Below are 16,457 nucleotides of genomic sequence, written 5' to 3'. Positions count from 1 at the left end.
ATGCGCAAGTTGCTGCATCTTGCCTACGGCGTCCTCAAATCAAACACGCCCTTCGATCCTCAAAAGGCCATTGCCTGTTAGACGGGAAGACGGTATCTACAGTAGCCTTCGGATAGCGCACCGGCCTTGTGGGAGGGACTTCAGTCCCGACGCGCTGGGCGTCGGGAGGTGCTGCTCAATGCGCGTCGTCGCGGATCGCCCGTGCGCGGCGGCGCCTACTCGCCGCGCAGATGTCCCATCGAGCGCGGGGCGGTGCGGCCCAGCGGCAGCTTGAGCTTGCCGATCGCGTGCATGCGCGCTTCGGCGATGCGGTCGGCGGCCTGTTGCGGCGGGATGTTGTCGCGCTCGGACAGGTCGAAGATCTTGCCGAGGTTGTGGTACAGGCTGCGGATCAGGCGCATCGCGCGTTCGCGGTTGTAGCCGTCGATCTCCAGCGACACGTTCATCACGCCGCCGGCGTTGACCGCGTAGTCGGGCGCGTAGAGGATGCCGCGCCGATGCAGTTCCTCGCCGACCGCGGCGTTGGCCAACTGGTTGTTGGCGGTGCCGCAAATGATCTTCGCCTTCAGCCGCGGCAGCGTCGCTTCGTCGATCGCGCTTTCCAGCGCGCACGGCGCCAGCACGTCGGCGGCCACGTCGTAGATCTCGTCCGGCTTGACCGCCTCGGCCCCGTACTCGGCGACCGCGCGCTCGACCAGCGCCTGGTCCAGGTCGGTGACGTACAGCTTGGCGCCGCGTTCCTTCAGCAGCTTCACCAGTTCCATGCCGATGTGGCCCAGGCCCTGCACGGCGATGCTGGCCTTGCCGATCTCCTCGTGGCCGAGCTTGCGCTGCAGCGAGGCCATCAGCGCCTGCAGTGCGCCATAGGCGGTGAACGGCGCCGGGTCGCCGGACCCGCCGTGTACCTGGTGCACGCCGGTGACGTACTCGGTCTCCAGGTAGATCTGCTCCATGTCGTTGACGTCGGTGCCCACGTCCTCGGCGGTGATGTAGCGCCCGCCCAGCGAATCCACGTAGCGGCCGAACGCGCGGAACAGCGCTTCGGACTTGTCGGCCTTCGGGTCGCCGATGATCACCGCCTTGCCGCCGCCGATGTTGAGCCCGGCCAGCGCGTTCTTGTAGGTCATCGTACGGCTGAGCCGCAGCGCGTCGTGCAGCGCGGCCTCGGTGTTGGGGTAGGGGCGCATGCGCACGCCGCCCAATGCGGGGCCGAGCACGGTGTTGTGGATGGCGATGATCGCCTGCAGGCCCACGTCGCGGTTGTGGCAGAAGACGACCTGTTCGTGGCCGGTGGTGGCTAGCGTTTCGAAAAGCATGGGGGGCTCCGCTGGCGTTGCAGGTGTAGGACACCTTGGTTCCAGGAACGTCCTAGTGAGGTGCGTAAAACGAAAAACGCGACGGGTTCCGGAACGGGTCCTGATCGTCGCGATGGGCGCATTTTAAAGCAATTGCCCGTATGCCGTGCAGCGCTCCAGGGGTCGGCGCCGGCCCTTGCCGCACAAGCATCTCGGCGCGATCTGCGACGCTGACGGCGCCACGAACTGACGGCGGCTGCACCGGCTCAGCCGGTGCCGGCCTGCGCCGGGGGCGCGCCCGGTCCGGCGCCGAGCGCGGCAGCGATGCGCCCGCCGTCGGGCACGCCCAGGCCGGTGCAGGCATCCCAGCCGGGGCTTGCGCGGAAGCCGCCGTTGCCGCCGTCGACGATGTCGCGGCAGCTGTCGGCCACCGCGTACAGCCGTGGCGGCAGGAACACGCGGCGGCCACCGTTCAGGCCATAGACGCGCGCCAGCAGCGCCGCCCACAGCGGCGCGGCGGCGCTGGTGCCGCCCATGACCGCCGGGCGTCCGTCGATGTGCACGTAGTAGCCGGTTTCGGCGTCGGCGTTGGCGGCCACGTCCGGCACGCCGCGCATGCTCAGCGGTTGCGCCGCGGTGCGTACGCCGTGCAGCGCCAGGCCGCGCTGCCAGCGCGGCCGCGCGAACACCCGGCTCTGGCCGCCGCCGGTGCCGGACCAGGCCTGCTCGTGCGCCGCCTGCGCGTCGACCTGCAGACGGGTGCCGCCGCAGGCCAGCACGAACGGGCTGGACGCCGGGAAGCACACATTCAGACCGGGCTGGCCGTCGCTGGCGCCGTCGTCGCCGGAGGCGATGCACACGGTGATGCCCATCAGCGCGGCCGCCTGCAGCGCGCGGTTGTAGGCTTCGCGCGACTGCGCCGTCCACAGCGTCTCGGTGAAGCCCCAGCTGATCGCGATCACGTCCGGCGCGTGTTCGCGATCGTGGATGGCGCTGACGATGGCTTCGAGGAAGCCGTTGTCGGTATTGGGCGCGAAGTACACCACCAGCTTGGCGCCCGGCGCGATGGCGCCGGCGATCTGCACGTCCATCTGCACTTCGATGTCGGCCTTGTGCGCCTGCCCGCTGGGCCGGTTGCGCGCGCCGGCCAGCAGCACATCGACGATCTGCGGCATCGGCAGCCCCAGCTCGGCGAAATAGGCAGCCAGCTGGTCGCGCGCATAGCCGCCGCCCAGCGCGATGATGCCGATGCACTGGCCGGCGCCGTCGTGCTCGGGAAAGCCGTACAGCTCGGCCAGCTGCGGCGGCGTGTACTGCGCTACCGGCGCCGCGGCGCCGGGTGGCGCGGCGACGTCCTGCGCCTGTGCGTGCGGCAGCGTGCGCGCCTGCGGCCGATCGTCCAGGCCGAGCACCGCGTTCACCACGTCGTGCAGGGCGGCGGGAACCGACACTGCGCCGGTGCGCCCGCGGTAGCGCAGGTCGTCGTTGCGGTAGTCGCGCAGGTCCACCTGGAACGCGCGGTCGAACTGTTGCACGCTGCCTTCCAGGATCACCACGCCGGCATGCGCCAGGGTCTGCTCCACGCACAGGCCGTGCTGCGCGGCGAAGGCCTCGACCGCGCGCAGGTCGTTGGCGTCGGCGGCGAAGCGCGTGGCGAAGGTGTCGCGCGACAGTGGCGCGGGCAGGTCGTCGCCGGCCGTGTCGAGCAAGCGGGCCGCGGCCGTGTCCAGTGCCGGCTGGCGCAGCGCCAGCAACACGCGCAGGCGCTGCGCGGCCGGGAACTTGCCGGCGTCGACGCAGCCGGGCAAGGGGCTGCGCTCGCTGCCGCAGAGGATCTGGTAGTCCATCGTGCGTTCCTTGCAGGGGGAGGTCGCTGCGAGTATAGGCAGCGCGGTTCTCTGCAGCTGCGACCGGCCGTGAGAGGCCTGCGGCGCTTCAGGTCGGCGCGCACTGCGGGTTCATGCGCGTGATGCGGTATCCGGCGCGGCGCCGGGCGATCTTGTGGCGCTGGCGCCGAGGCGTCGGTCGATGCGGCGTTCAGTGCGCGGCGTGCTCGTCGGCGAACAGCGACTTGGCCGCTTGCGGGCCGAGCAGGCGCTCGCGCAACTGCGCTTGCCGTTGCGGATCGGCGCGGTGCGCAGAGTCCGCGGCCTCGGCCTCGGCCTGCAGATAGGCGGCGTAGCGGTCGAACCAGGCGAGCACCTGCTGCGTCTGTGCGGCGGGCATGGCGGCCGCAAGGTCGCGTTGCAGCTGCTGGCGCTGCATCGCCAGCGGCTGGGCCTCCTGTGCGGTCAGGTAGCGGTCCAGGTGGCGCCGCAAGGCCAGGTCCGGCACCACCTGGCCCTGCTTGTCGAAGCGGAGCGCGGCTTCGGCATGGGCAGCGTCGGGCGCGGTCGGCTTGGCGGGCGCAACGGGCACCGCGGACCTGTCTGCCGCAACCGCACTGGCGGTGTGGCCGATGGCTTCGCCGAGCCCGCGGCGCGACGCCGCGTCGGTGGGCCGTTCGTGCCAGGCAGCGACGCTGGCGATCGCCACCGCGATCACGGTAATGGCGATCACGTAGGTTCCCGGCGGTACCTTCGGCATCGCTACGGCCTCCCGGATGACGGGAGCTGAAGCAGGCCGTGGGCACGCATGCGCGGAATGCACGACGGGCCGCGCGTCCCGGCAGCGGTGCCGCAACGCGGCGGCGCGCTGGCGCCGGTCGCAGAGACCGGCGGCAAGGACGCACGCGCCAGCGAATGCCTGGACATGCGTGCTCTCGAGGACCGGCCGGATGCCGCGGTTCGCGCACTATCGCAAAGCGCGACGCACCCGGTCACGTCGCCGCGCAACATCGTGGCGGCGCCGCCGCTGCCGCACGGTCGTGCGCCGCCATGCCGCGGCCTAGCGATGCATCCAATAGCCATCGCGGAAGCGGTAGCCGGGGCCGCGATGCTCCCAGCGCGGGCCGACGTAGACGTAGCTCGGACGTGCGACCACGTAGCGGCCGGCGACCCAGACGTGGCGGCGGCCGTTCCAGTGCCAGTAGCCGGGCGCCCAGACGTAGCCCGGCCGCACCACCACGCGTTCGAACCGCGGCGGTGGCGGTGCGGTTCGTACCGACAGTTCCACCACCGAACGCGCCTGCGCAGGCGCAGCCAGCAGGCCGCCGACGAGCGCGCTGCCGAGCAGGGAAGCCAACAACAAAGGACGAACCGACATGGGAGTCTCCAGCGATATCGGCGGGATGCCGACGCCAGCGGAAACGCGGCAAGCGCCGCCGCTGTTGACGCATCGCGCGGTCGCATTCATGTGGCGGATAGCTATCGGCCGATGTGGCGCCTGCACGTCGGTCGGCCGCAGGTGCAATCGCATGTTGCAGCGCAACCTGCCCGCGCCGCGCCGCACGCCTAGAATCACCGCATTCTCTTGCCGATTCCCTTTCACGATGAGCATTCCCGCATCCCGCGTCCCGCTGCCGCAAGCGGACACCAGCCCGTTGCGCTTCGTCACCGCCGCCAGCCTGTTCGACGGTCACGACGCGGCGATCAACATCATGCGCCGGCTGATCCAGGCGCAGGGCGCCGAGGTGATCCATCTCGGCCACAACCGCAGCGTCGAGGACGTGGTGCGCGCGGCGTTGCAGGAAGACGCCGATGCGATCGCGCTGTCGTCCTACCAGGGCGGCCACGTCGAATACTTCAAGTACATGGTGGACATGCTGCGCGAACGCGGCGCCGGCCACGTGCGCGTGTTCGGCGGCGGTGGCGGCACCATCACGCCCGAAGAAATCGCCGAGTTGCAGGCCTACGGCGTGGAGCGCATCTACCACCCCAACGACGGCATGAAGATGGGCCTGGTGGAGATGATCGAGGACGTGGTGCAGCGCGCTACGCGCGCGCGGGAAGCGGGACTGGGGACGCGGGACCCGGAACAGGCCGGTGCGTCGTTGCCGAGCATCGACGACGAGATCGGCATCGGCAAAGTGCTCTCGGCGCTCGAGGACGGCGCGTTCTCCGAAGCGGAACTGGCCCTGCTGCGCAAGCAATGGCAATCCGGCCTAGCAGGCACTTCCGAGTCACGGGTCTCGAGTCCCGAGTCCCGCACCAGGCGCCCGGCGCCGGTGCTAGGCCTGACCGGCACTGGTGGCGCCGGCAAGTCCTCGGTCACCGACGAACTGCTCAACCGCTTCCTGGCCGGCTTCCCGCAGATGCGTATCGCGGTGGTGTCGGTGGACCCGAGCCGGCGCCGCACCGGCGGCGCGCTGCTCGGCGACCGCATCCGCATGAACGCCTTGCGTAGCCCGCGCGTGTACATGCGCTCGATGGCCACGAGGCGCCAGCACGCGGCCACCAACCGCGTGCTGAAGGACTGCATCGCGTTCCTGAAAGGCATCGGCTACGACCTGGTGATCGTGGAGACCGCCGGTATCGGCCAGAGCGATTCGGAAATCGTCGACCTGGTCGATTTCCCGGTGTACGTGATGACCAGCGACTACGGCGCGCCGAGCCAGCTGGAGAAGATCGACATGCTCGACTTCGCCGAACTGGTGGTGCTGAACAAGTACGACCGGCGCGGCGCGGAGGATGCGTTGCGCGACGTGCGCAAGCAGTGGCGGCGCAATCGCGTGGCGTTCCAGCTGGAGGACGAGGCGGTGCCGGTGTATCCGACCATCGCCAGCCAGTTCAACGATCCCGGCATCAGCTGGATGTTCGTCAACCTGTGCCGGTTGCTGCGCGACAAGCTGGGCCTGGACGCGGCGGCACAGGCGTCCGCGACGACGGCGGGCGCCGATGCGCTGCGCTGCGACTTCCGGCCGGAGCTGGACACCTCGCTCAAGGAACCGCGCGCCACCGTGCTGATTCCCGGCGCGCGCGTGCGCTACCTGGCCGAGATCGCCGAGCAGGGCCGCGCGCTCAACGCCGGCATCGAGCGCCAGGCCGAGGCCGCCGACCGCGCGCAGTCGTTCTGGCAGTCGCTGCACGAACTGCAGGACCCGCAGCTGCCGAAGCAACTGGAGCTGTACGCGGCGGAGGCGCTGCAGCCGGCTGCCAAGTCTGCCGACAGTGCCGTGATCGCGGCGCACGCGCCGCCGCCGGACAGCGACATTGTGCCTCGCGTGGCCGCAGTCGACGCCACCTTGCTGCTGTTGCGCCAGCGCTACAACGACGCGGTGCAGGCGCTGTCCAGCGAGTCGCTGAAATTGCTGCGCGAGTGGCCGCAGCGGCTGAAGTCGATCACCGACCCGGTCACCGAATACGCAGTGCGCGGCAAGGCCATCCGCGTGGAGAACTACCGGCAGTCGCTGAGCCACCAGCCGATCCCGAAGATCGCCGCGCCGCGCTACAAGAGCTGGGGCGAGCTGCTGACTTTCCTCGGCAAGGAGAACCTGCCCGGCAGCTATCCGTACACCGGCGGCGTGTATCCGTACCGCCGTGCCGGCGAGGACCCGATCCGCATGTTCGCCGGCGAAGGCACGCCGGAGCGCACCAACCGCCGCTTCCACTACCTCAGCGTGGGCCAGCCGGCCGCGCGCCTGTCCACCGCCTTCGACAGCGTCACCCTGTACGGCGAGGACCCGGCGCCGCGCCCGGACATCTACGGCAAGGTCGGCAATTCCGGGGTCAACATTCCGACCCTGGACGACATGAAGAAGCTGTACTCCGGCTTCGACCTGTGCGCGCCGACCACCAGCGTGTCGATGACCATCAACGGCCCGGCGCCGATGATCCTGGCGATGTTCATGAACACCGCCATCGACCAGCAGGTGGAGAAGTACCTCAAGGCCGACGCGCAGCGCTGGGCGCAGGCGCAGCAGACCCTGGACAAATTGTTCGAGGGCAGGGAACGCCCGCGCTATCACGGCGAACTGCCGCCGACCAACGACGGCCTGGGCCTGGCCTTGCTCGGCGTCAGTGGCGACCAGGTGGTCGACGCGCAGACCTATGCGCAGATCAAGGCGGCCACGCTGTCCAGCGTGCGCGGCACGGTGCAGGCCGACATCCTCAAGGAGGACCAGGCGCAGAACACCTGCATCTTCAGCACCGAGTTCGCGCTGCGCATGATGGGCGACATCCAGCAGTACTTCGTCGAGCACAAGGTGCGCAACTTCTACTCGGTCTCGATCTCCGGCTACCACATCGCCGAGGCCGGGGCGAACCCGATCAGCCAGCTCGCCTTCACCCTGAGCAACGGCTTCACCATCGTCGAGTACTACCTGGCGCGCGGCATGCGCATCGACGATTTCGCGCCGAACCTGAGCTTCTTCTTCAGCAACGGCATGGACCCGGAATACACCGTGATCGGCCGCGTGGCGCGGCGCATCTGGGCGCGGGCGATGCGCGAGCGTTACGGCGGCAACGAGCGCAGCCAGATGATGAAGTACCACATCCAGACCTCGGGCCGTTCGCTGCACGCGCAGGAGATCCAGTTCAACGACATCCGCACCACGCTGCAGGCGCTGTACGCGCTGTTCGACAACTGCAACAGCCTGCATACCAACGCCTACGACGAGGCGATCACCACGCCCACCGAAGAGAGCGTGCGCCGCGCGGTGGCGATCCAGATGATCATCAACAAGGAGCTGGGGCTGAACTTCTGCGAGAACCCGTGGCAGGGCAGCTTCATCGTCGAGCAGCTCACCGACCTGGTGGAGGAGGCGGTGTACAAGGAGTTCGAGGCGATCAGCGAGCGCGGCGGCGTGCTCGGCGCGATGGACACCATGTACCAGCGCGGCAAGATCCAGGAAGAGAGCCTGTACTACGAGCACAAGAAGCACGACGGCAGCCTACCGTTGGTCGGGGTCAACACCTTCCTGCCCAAGCAGCACGCCGGCGAAACCGCGACCCAGATCGAGCTGATCCGTTCCACCGAGGAGGAGAAGGGCCAGCAGATCGCCAACGTACGCGACTGGCAGCAGCGCCGCAACGGCATCGTCCCGCCGACGGCGCAGCAGGCCGACGCGGCGGGCGTGCCGGCGCCGGGCGATGCCGCCGGCCTCGGCTACCTGCAACGCACCGCCCGCGCGCGCAGCAACGTCTTCGCCGCGCTGATGGAGGCGGTGAAGACCCACAGCCTGGGGCAGATCAGTCACGCGCTGTACGAGGTGGGCGGGGAGTACCGGCGCAATATGTAGCGCTGCGTGGATCGGTCGCGGCGGCGGTCGTGGCGCTACGGGCGATCACGCAAGGTGTCGCTCGCTCGCTGCGCTCTGGCGGCGCGGTCCCTTGCTTGCGTCTTGCGGCGTTCGCCGTGGTCGGCACATAGTAGGCATCGACGAACGAGGGCGGCGCATGAAGGGATGGGGAGCGTTGTTGTTGCTGCTGGCCTGCGCGGCCGACGCCGGCGCGGCCGAGCCGGCCGCGGACGGCTCCGCCGGACCGCTGTTTGACACGGTCGCGGCGCTGGACCAGCGCCTGTTCGGCGCCTACAACAGCTGCGATATGGCGGCGTTCGAGCAGCTGTTCGTGCCCGATGTGGAGTTCTATCACGACACCGGTGGCGCCAGCTGGGACCGCAAGACGGTGGTGGACAAAACACGCAAGTGGATCTGCGGCAAGGTGCGCCGCGAATTGGTGGACGGCACGCTGCGGGTCTACCCGGTCAAGGACTTCGGTGCGATCGAGGAAGGCGAGCACCGCTTCTGCGAGCTGGCCAGCGGGCGCTGCGAAGGCATCGCCAAGTTCGTGATGGTATGGCGCCAGGACCAGGACGGCTGGAAGCTCACGCGGGTGCTCAGCTACGGGCATCGCGCGGCCGCTTCGCCGGCGCCCTGAGCGTGCGCGGCTGCACTGCGCATGCGCGTGCGGGCAGGCGCAGCACTTCAGGCGTGAATGCACGCGCCATGGTTGAATGACGTGGCGCGCCAGGCCGTGGCTGCGCTTCCTGCCGGGTGGGGGATCTGGCGAGCTTGCGGATGCCGATGATGGTGCCGTCGATTTGGATTGCGGGGGTTGCCGTCGTGCTGCTGCTGGGCATCGGCGGCTGGATGTGGCGCCGTGGACGCCCGCGCGGACCCGTGGTGACCGTCGTTGCGCAAACAGCGGCAGTGTCTGCGCATCGTGCCACCGGCGAAGACGCCGTCACCGATGCGGCGATTGCGGCGGAGTCGGGACAGGGCGTGGCTGCCGCTGCCGCCGAACTGTCCTTGGAGCAGGAATCCGCGCTGTTGCTGCGCCTGTACGCGCTACCGTTCGCCGGCGTGGCTGCGCCCGAACCGAGCGCGGCATCGCGTGCCGCGCAGGCCGAGATCGCCGCAGCGGCCGTCGCGGTACTGGCGCGCATCGACGCGCATCCGCGCTATACGCCGCGCCGCCCACAGCTGTTGCCGCAGCTGACCCGCGCGATCAACGATCCCGATGCCGGCGCCCAGGCCATCGCCGCGATTCTCGGCCAGGATCCGGCGCTGGCCGGCAACCTGTTGCGCATCGCCAACAGTGCCGCGTACCGCCGCCACGCCGGGCCGATCGAGAACCTGGAGCGCGCGGTGGCCTTGCTCGGCACCGAGGGCCTGCGCCAGATCGTGCTGGCCGCGCTGCTGCAGCCGGTCATCGCCGACGACGGCAGCGCGTTCGGCCGCTGCGCGGCGCTGCTGTGGGAGCACACCTTGCTGTCGGCCAAGGCCACGGCGCGCCAAGCCGAGGATACAAGGCGTGAGGATCCCGCAGCGGCGCAGCTGCTGGCGCTGTTGTATGGATTGGGCGCGGTCGCGGTGGTGCAGGTAGTGCGCGATGCGTACGCGAAACAGCCGGGACTCGTACCTGATGCAGGGCTGCTGGCCGAGTTGCTGCAAGACTGGACGGCGCGGGTGGCGCAGGCCATCTCGCACGACTGGGCGCTGTCGGAGCGCATGCAGCAAGCGCTCGACGAACAACACAAGCATGTCGAGCCGCATGCGTTGAGTTCGTTGGGGCGTTCGCTGCGGATCGGGCGCCGCCAGGCGGCGCTGGCGCTGCTGGACGCCGCTCAGGGGTGAGCGCTTGGGCGGCGTCGGTGCGCTTGCCGACGCGCTAGGAATTCTCGGCCATGCCATCGTCGGCCGCGTCGTCCGGCGAGATCCACCAGGCCATGCCATCCTGGCGCAGCGGCGGGCTGGTCTCGCGGAGCTCCACCGCATCGATGCGACGTCCGGCAGCACCGGCCTGCCAGTGCTGCAACCATACGTCCAGCGAACTGCGCTGGGCGGTGGCGACGCCGAAATCGCGATCGGTTTTCCAGGGGGCGGTCGACGCGTCGTGGTGCGGATGCGCAGCTGCGCCGTAACTGCAGCGCAGGCAATAGTTGACCAAGGTTTCGGTCCAGTCTTCGACCAGAGCGATCTCGTCGCCGGCGGGTACGTTGCGGAGCGCGTCGCGGTCTTCCGGGGCGGGGCAATGCGCGAACACCGTGAAGGTCCGGAATGGCGAAGGCTGCAGTCGGGCCAAGGCGTTGAAGACCGGCACCGTGCGGTCGCGAAACGCACGCCGCCCGGTCGCGGCGCCGTCGTGCAGGACGACATCGCCATAGCGGTGACCACTTTCCGGCAGCGGCACATTGAGCAGGCGCGCGCGGACCGGGTCGATGCGCCGAGCGAACAGGGTCTCGCCGTTGGACCATGGATTCAGCCGTACGCTGACCACACCGAAGTCCGCGTCGATCGGCCCATCGCCTTCCGGAATGCCGATGCCGCAGGCCGCCCATTGCGCGCGCGCCTGCGTCCAGTCGCCGATGGCCGTCGCCGCGATGCCTGCATTCCAGTGCGCGGCTTCGTCTGTTGCTTCGGCGAGCGCCAACGCACGCAGGTTGTGCTGCAGCGACACGCTCCAGTCCTGCCGATACTTGTGCACCAAGCCCTGCATGTAGTGGTAGTAGCGTGCATCCGGCGCATGCACGAGCAGGGTGGCGAAGTGGTCCGCAGCCTGTTCCAGCTGTCCTGCAGCGAAACTCGCGTAGGCGCGTTCGTGCACCGTCTGCAGGTCTTCTTCGGATAGAGGCTGAGGCATCGGCACGATCTGGCTGGCCCTGTGGGCATTGGCGCTGATTATGGATGCGCGACGTGACCCTGCCCAGGGCGATGCCGCTTGAGGCGCGGATAGTGCAGAGGAGGGAGGATGGCGTAGTAATGCGTGGAAGCGCTGCTGGTATCCGAGCGCTGCGAAAAGCCCTTCTCGCCGCGGCAGTGCGCGCGGCGAGGAAGGGGCACGACTGATAGGCTCGACGAGTGCGTGATGCGGCCTGTCAGGACACGTGCATGCGGCTCAGCGCAGCGGCACGTCCGCGACCTTGTCCTGGTAGTCGCGCTTGGGGTCGATGCCGAACAGCACCTTGATCCCGGCCACCAGGCTGGAACCGTTGAGCCAGATCTGCGCATGGTCCGGATCCAGGCGCAACAGCGCCAGCTTGGGATCGTCCTTGCCTTCTTCGTACCAGGCATCGATGAAGCCGTTCCACAGGCGTTCGATCACCGCCTGGTCGTTGTCCACGCTGAGCGTGCCGCTGATGCTCGCGAACAGGTCGTGGTCCTTGGCGCTGAACGCGGCGATCACCCGCTGGCTCTGGGTCAGCTTCTGCACCAGCGCATTGTCCTTGGAAGTGAAGAACCAGATCGGGCCGCCGCGGTCGCCTTCGAACTGCGCGGTCATCGGCCGCGCATGGCCGTCCTCGACGCCATCCAGGCCGAGCATGACGGTGCGGTCGGATTTCAATGCCTTCCAGAATTTCTCTTCCAGTTCCTGCGGGCTGGCCATGCGGATCTCCGATAGGGCGTGAATGCCGGCGGTTACTGTGCCGCGCCGCACGCGCGCGACCCGTGACGGAGGCGTGGACAGGGCGTGTAGGTGGAGTCCGCGGCGATAGGTGGCGCCGTGGTGGTAGACAGTGGTCGCGCGCAGCGTCGACTGGGATCGGCGTCGAGGCGTACTGGCCGCGCCAGTGATACCTAGTGGCTGGGGCACGACGGATTCCGAGGCGCCGGCGCAGCACGCCGGGTGCGGTGTCGCGTTCCTGCGTGGCGGCCGTATCCGTCGCCTGCTTCGGCAAAGGACGCACGACGATGAGTGCCAGCTCCGCGACACAGCCCTTCCTGGATCCGCAATTGACGCTGGCGATGGCCCAGGCCAGCATCGCCGCTTATGCAGCCTACGAACGCCAGCCGGTGATGGCGCCTTCCGATTACCGGCTGGTCGCCAGGTGGTCGGGGTGGGACGGCGATCCGTTCGGCGGCAGCGAAGAGCTGTTCGGGCTGCTGTTCCAATCCATCCATGACGCGCGCATCTGCCTGTTCGCGTTCCGCGGGACCGACTCGGATCTGGACATCTACGAAGACCTGGACTTCGTCACCACCGATTTCGTTCCCAGCGGCGGGACGCTGTCGCCGCCGCCGCGCGTGTCGGCGGGGTTCTACGGCATCTACAACGGCAGGGGCGGCGGCATGCGCGCCTCGATGCGCGAACAGTTGTTCGCGCTGTTGACGCATTTCGCGCCGATCGAGGTCTACGTCACCGGCCATAGCCTGGGCGGTGCGTTGAGCCAGCTGTTCTCGCTGGATCTGGCGGTCAGCCAGCCGCGCCGGCGCATGCGCAATATCAACTTCTGCAGCCCGATGGTCGGCGACGCCAGCTGGGGCCGGGCCTACGCGGCGGCGATCCCCGCCGCCGACAGCACGCGTTGCTACAACTACTGGGACTACGCGCCCACGGTGCCGCCGTCGGCGTTCGGCTACGTCGCGGTGGGGCAGGCGTTCCGCACCGCGTACTACGTCCGCGATGCCTGGTTCGCGCATCTGTTGTCGCGGCATTCCATCATCAACATGCAACGAGTGCTGCAGCATGCGTTGTACCTGTCGCCGCAGGCCTGGTCCGGCACGTTCCCGGATTACGTGGACAGCAAACGGTTGATGCTCAGCCAACTGCCACCGGCGGCGCCGCAGCCCGCATGGACCGATGTCGCGCTGGCCGCACGCGCTACCGAGCAGGCCCTGGGATTCCCGGACGAGGCGGCGGCCGCGGCGCCATGAACCGTGCCGCGCCGGACAAAGGCTCTCTGCGCGGCGGTGTTCCCTGCGGCACGGCGCCGCAGCCGGTCCGGCGCCACACCGCGTGCCGCCGGTTCCGATCCCACCTGAGGAGTGCAACCACCATGGCATCGTTCGATCTGTATTGCCCGCAACTGCTGCGCTTCGAGGGCGGCTTCGTCGACGATCCGGCCGATCCGGGCGGCGCCACCAACCGTGGCATCACTCTGGCCACGTTCCAGCGCGATGCGCAGCCAATCCTCGGCGAGGCGCCGACGCTGCAGGCGCTGCAGGCGCTGACCGCGATGCAGGCGGCCGCCATCTACAAACAGGACTATTGGGACAAGCTCGACGCCGACCAGATCGCCTCGCAGCCGCTGGCGGAGATCCTGTTCGACTTCTACGTCAACGCCGGTATCGAGGCGGTCCTGCTGTTGCAGCGGATCTTGCAGCAGCTCGGCGCATCGGGTTTGGCCGTCGACGGGGAGATGGGGTCGGCTACGCTGGCCGCACTGCAGGCGGCCGATCCGGCGAAGGTGTATGCGCTGTACCGACAGGGCCGCATCGATTACTACCAGCGGCTGGCGGCGGAACGCCCGGTGGACGCTCGATTCCTGGCAGGCTGGATTGCGCGTGCGGAGTGGTTTCCGGCCACGTTGCCGTCCGCGTCCGCGGCAGCACCGTCCGGCGACGTCGCCTGAGGCCGGGCAGGTGCGGCGCGATCCGCTGCGGCGCGCACGCTTCACGTGCGGGGCATGCGCCGCTGGCTAGCATCCTGGACCGATGCGGCCGCACGGTGCGGCTGCGGCGAGCGCGCCACCGGCGCCGCGTCGCCATCGGATGCGGGAAGACAGCAGCATGATCAAGTGGGCCATCATCATCGCCATCATCGGACTCATCGCCGGCGCGCTCGGTTTCACCGGCGCAGCGGGCGCGGCCATGGGCATCGCCAAGTTCCTGTTCTGGGCCGGCATCGCCATCGCCCTGGTGCTGTTCCTGCTCGGCACCGTGCTGGCCAAGAAGGTCGGCTAAACGTTCGCATGCTTCGGGCGGCGCGCACGCGCCATCCGGCTTGCCACGGCTCGCCTGGCAAGGCCATGAGGCGCTTGGGCTGGGTTGCCAGATCGGGCCGCTGGCCGGATGTCCATCGGCAGCATTGTCGGTCGGCGCCAAGTGTGCAGCGTAGGCGTCGAGAAACGGAGTGTGGGAATCAGGCGCAGGCATAGCCAGCCGAGCAGGCGGCCAGGGATTTCGGGCATATCGGCAGCGCATCGCGTGCTACGCCAGATCGCCGCATGCCTGTCTATGGAGAGGCCGCCATGTCTGGACGGCCGGTAAAGCGCAAACCGGTGCGCGCTGGCGAACGCCGGCGCGGGGTCGCTGTCGCGGCGGCGCTCAGCTGCCGCTGTCGGGCGTCTTCGCTTCGGCGTCGGCTGCGGCCTTGGCCGCCTCGCGCGCCTCGCGCTTGCGCGCGTCCTTCTCGTCCTGCTGTTTCTTCTTGGCGATTTCGCGCTGACGTTTTTCGAAGGAGTAGTTGGGCTTTGCCAAGTGGATGCCTGCCGTATGTGAGATGGGGCCCCCAGTGTAACCGTTGCGCGCCGGGGCGGTGGCCGGCAGCGGACAGGCCACGCGCGCGGCGTGGCCTGTCCCGGCACGGGAGTACGGCCCTCCCGGGCGCCGCTTACGGACTCAGGTAGGGCTGAATGGTCGAATACACGTCGGACAGGCGCGAGTAGTAGTCCGGATCGCTGGGCGCGCTGCAGTACGAGGTGCCGCCGTACAGGCCGCCGCGCAGCTGGTAGGCCCCGCTGCTGTTGACGGTGAACAGGCCCGAGCCGGAGGAGCCGCCCTCGGTGACGCCGGTGTTCCACACCACCCGGTACAGCGGCGACTTGCCGTCGATCGAGGTCGACAGGCCGGTGACGCTGCCCAGCGAGTACTTCTTGACGTCGCCGGCGGGGTGGTGGATGCCCTCGATCGCGGTGCCGGTGGAACCGATCGCCGAGCTGCTCCAGCCGGCGTAGAACGCGCCGCTGGGCGGGGCGGTCTTCAGTTCCAGCAGCGAGGTGTCGCGGGTGGTGTTGGCATGGCGCAGGTAGGCGCCGCCGCTGAGCGTGGTGTAGGCCGAGCTGACCGTGGAGCCGTTGCAGGTGGTGGCGTCGTAGAACCAGTAGGTCTGCAGGGTGTTGGCCACGGTCTGGGTGCTGATGCAGTGCGCGGCGGTCCAGAACAGGTACTTCTTCGGCGAGTTGCTGTTGTTGAGCAGGGTGCCGGTGCACAGGTAGGAGCCGCTGCTGGTGCTGAACACCATGCGCGCCACCGACTTGGCCGCCGAGGTGAAACCGCTGCTGGGGCTGGCGCGGCAGACGATGTCGCGCTCGCACGAATCGCTCTCGCCGATCATCGGCCGCATCATTTCCTCGCTGGCGACGGGATTGATGTCCATGTGCGAGATCTGCGGGATCTTCAGCGCGAAGCTCTGCGGATACTGGCCGGCCGGCAGTTCGATCTCCACCACCAGGCGCGAACCGGACACCGCCGCCGACCAGCCCGGCGCGCTGCCGGCGAAGTCGGCGCCGCTCTGTTCGAACACGCGGCCGTCGTCGCCGGCGAAGCGCAGCGTGGCCTTGGCCGGGTCGCCCGGCTGTGCACCGCTGCCGCTGAGCTGCAACGCCGCGCGCAGCGCTGCCGCATCGGTCGAGACGATCTCGAAACTGGTCACCTGCGCGCCGCTGGGCAGGCTCTGCCAACGCAGCCGGCGCAGGTTGATCGACGGCGTGGCGACGTCGCGGGAGAAGCCGATCTGCAGCGGTTGGCCGTGCTTGACCTGCTGCCCGCGCAATTGCTTCATCTTCGCGGCCTGGGCGCTGTCCGGAGCGGCCAGTTCGATCAGGCGCGGCGCATGCGCGCTGCCGGTGGCGAGGCTGCGCAGTTCGGCGCCGCCGAGCGCGGCCGCGTCGGGGCGGGCTTCGACCGGTGCGGAGTCCATCTCGGCCGCGGGGGGATTGGCGGCGATGGCGACGGGGGAGAGGCCGGAGATGCCGGCGAGCAGGGCCAGATACAGTGCGTTCTTGCGATTCATGGATCTTCCTTCTGCTAGAAGACGATTGGATCATCCGGCAGGGGACCGGATGCCGTTGCACCTCGTCCAAGGTGCACGGCCGAGGCTACGGGCGCCGGCACGGCGATTG

At 69.0% G+C, this 16,457-nt stretch carries 14 protein-coding genes; 6 read left to right on the top strand and 8 right to left on the bottom strand.

What is annotated here, in order from left to right:
- Positions 1-215 precede the first annotated feature (215 nt).
- The 4 genes from VDQ83_RS07450 to VDQ83_RS07435 all read right to left on the bottom strand — a co-directional run bounded on the left by VDQ83_RS07450 (position 216) and on the right by VDQ83_RS07435 (position 4,499).
- The gene (locus VDQ83_RS07450) at positions 216-1,316 is read right to left on the bottom strand and encodes a Glu/Leu/Phe/Val dehydrogenase (RefSeq protein WP_179563706.1); all 1,101 of its coding nucleotides are present in this window, start codon (positions 1,314-1,316) and stop codon (positions 216-218) included.
- A gap of 245 nt (positions 1,317-1,561) precedes the next feature.
- Positions 1,562-3,142: a S53 family peptidase gene (locus tag VDQ83_RS07445; RefSeq protein ID WP_455434412.1), complete on the bottom strand. Its 1,581-nt coding sequence runs from the start codon at positions 3,140-3,142 to the stop codon at positions 1,562-1,564.
- A 190-nt stretch (positions 3,143-3,332) separates the two neighbouring features.
- Complete coding sequence (locus VDQ83_RS07440; RefSeq protein WP_455434411.1) at positions 3,333-3,881, bottom strand: hypothetical protein; 549 nt, start codon at positions 3,879-3,881, stop codon at positions 3,333-3,335.
- Positions 3,882-4,181: 300 nt separating this feature from the next.
- Positions 4,182-4,499: a YXWGXW repeat-containing protein gene (locus tag VDQ83_RS07435; protein ID WP_455434410.1), complete on the bottom strand. Its 318-nt coding sequence runs from the start codon at positions 4,497-4,499 to the stop codon at positions 4,182-4,184.
- Positions 4,500-4,725: 226 nt separating this feature from the next.
- Here VDQ83_RS07435 and VDQ83_RS07430 point away from each other — a divergent pair, with 226 nt between their 5' ends.
- From VDQ83_RS07430 to VDQ83_RS07420, 3 genes are all read left to right on the top strand, one after another.
- Positions 4,726-8,412 (top strand): methylmalonyl-CoA mutase family protein, encoded by a 3,687-nt coding sequence (locus VDQ83_RS07430; RefSeq protein WP_455434409.1) that lies wholly within the window; start codon positions 4,726-4,728, stop codon positions 8,410-8,412.
- 157 nt (positions 8,413-8,569) lie between these two features.
- The gene (locus VDQ83_RS07425) at positions 8,570-9,052 is read left to right on the top strand and encodes a nuclear transport factor 2 family protein (RefSeq protein ID WP_455434408.1); all 483 of its coding nucleotides are present in this window, start codon (positions 8,570-8,572) and stop codon (positions 9,050-9,052) included.
- A 272-nt stretch (positions 9,053-9,324) separates the two neighbouring features.
- Positions 9,325-10,251: an HDOD domain-containing protein gene (locus VDQ83_RS07420; protein WP_455434407.1), complete on the top strand. Its 927-nt coding sequence runs from the start codon at positions 9,325-9,327 to the stop codon at positions 10,249-10,251.
- A gap of 34 nt (positions 10,252-10,285) precedes the next feature.
- Here VDQ83_RS07420 and VDQ83_RS07415 read toward each other — a convergent pair whose 3' ends face one another.
- Positions 10,286-11,221, bottom strand: coding sequence for a hypothetical protein (locus tag VDQ83_RS07415; protein WP_455434406.1), 936 nt, complete (start codon positions 11,219-11,221; stop codon positions 10,286-10,288).
- 291 nt (positions 11,222-11,512) lie between these two features.
- Complete coding sequence (locus VDQ83_RS07410; protein WP_263397738.1) at positions 11,513-12,001, bottom strand: pyridoxamine 5'-phosphate oxidase family protein; 489 nt, start codon at positions 11,999-12,001, stop codon at positions 11,513-11,515.
- 305 nt (positions 12,002-12,306) lie between these two features.
- Here VDQ83_RS07410 and VDQ83_RS07405 point away from each other — a divergent pair, with 305 nt between their 5' ends.
- The 3 genes from VDQ83_RS07405 (at position 12,307) to VDQ83_RS07395 (ending at position 14,298) form a co-directional block, all read left to right on the top strand.
- Positions 12,307-13,269: a lipase family protein gene (locus VDQ83_RS07405; RefSeq protein WP_455434405.1), complete on the top strand. Its 963-nt coding sequence runs from the start codon at positions 12,307-12,309 to the stop codon at positions 13,267-13,269.
- Between the two features lie 122 nt (positions 13,270-13,391).
- Positions 13,392-13,967: a glycoside hydrolase family 108 protein gene (locus VDQ83_RS07400; protein WP_455434418.1), complete on the top strand. Its 576-nt coding sequence runs from the start codon at positions 13,392-13,394 to the stop codon at positions 13,965-13,967.
- A 157-nt stretch (positions 13,968-14,124) separates the two neighbouring features.
- Entirely contained in the window at positions 14,125-14,298 is a 174-nt protein-coding gene (locus VDQ83_RS07395; protein WP_263398414.1) for a DUF1328 family protein, read from the top strand.
- A gap of 363 nt (positions 14,299-14,661) precedes the next feature.
- On the opposite strand, the gene VDQ83_RS07390 is transcribed toward VDQ83_RS07395, so the two are convergent.
- Positions 14,662-14,814 (bottom strand): hypothetical protein, encoded by a 153-nt coding sequence (locus VDQ83_RS07390; protein ID WP_263397740.1) that lies wholly within the window; start codon positions 14,812-14,814, stop codon positions 14,662-14,664.
- 133 nt (positions 14,815-14,947) lie between these two features.
- Positions 14,948-16,348: a trypsin-like serine peptidase gene (locus VDQ83_RS07385; RefSeq protein ID WP_455434404.1), complete on the bottom strand. Its 1,401-nt coding sequence runs from the start codon at positions 16,346-16,348 to the stop codon at positions 14,948-14,950.
- Positions 16,349-16,457 lie beyond the last annotated feature (109 nt).

It is taken from the genome of Xanthomonas sp. WHRI 7945 (assembly GCF_035026585.1).
The sequence above is the reverse complement of the archived record's forward strand: the minus strand, read 5'-3'. Positions and strand labels throughout refer to the sequence as shown.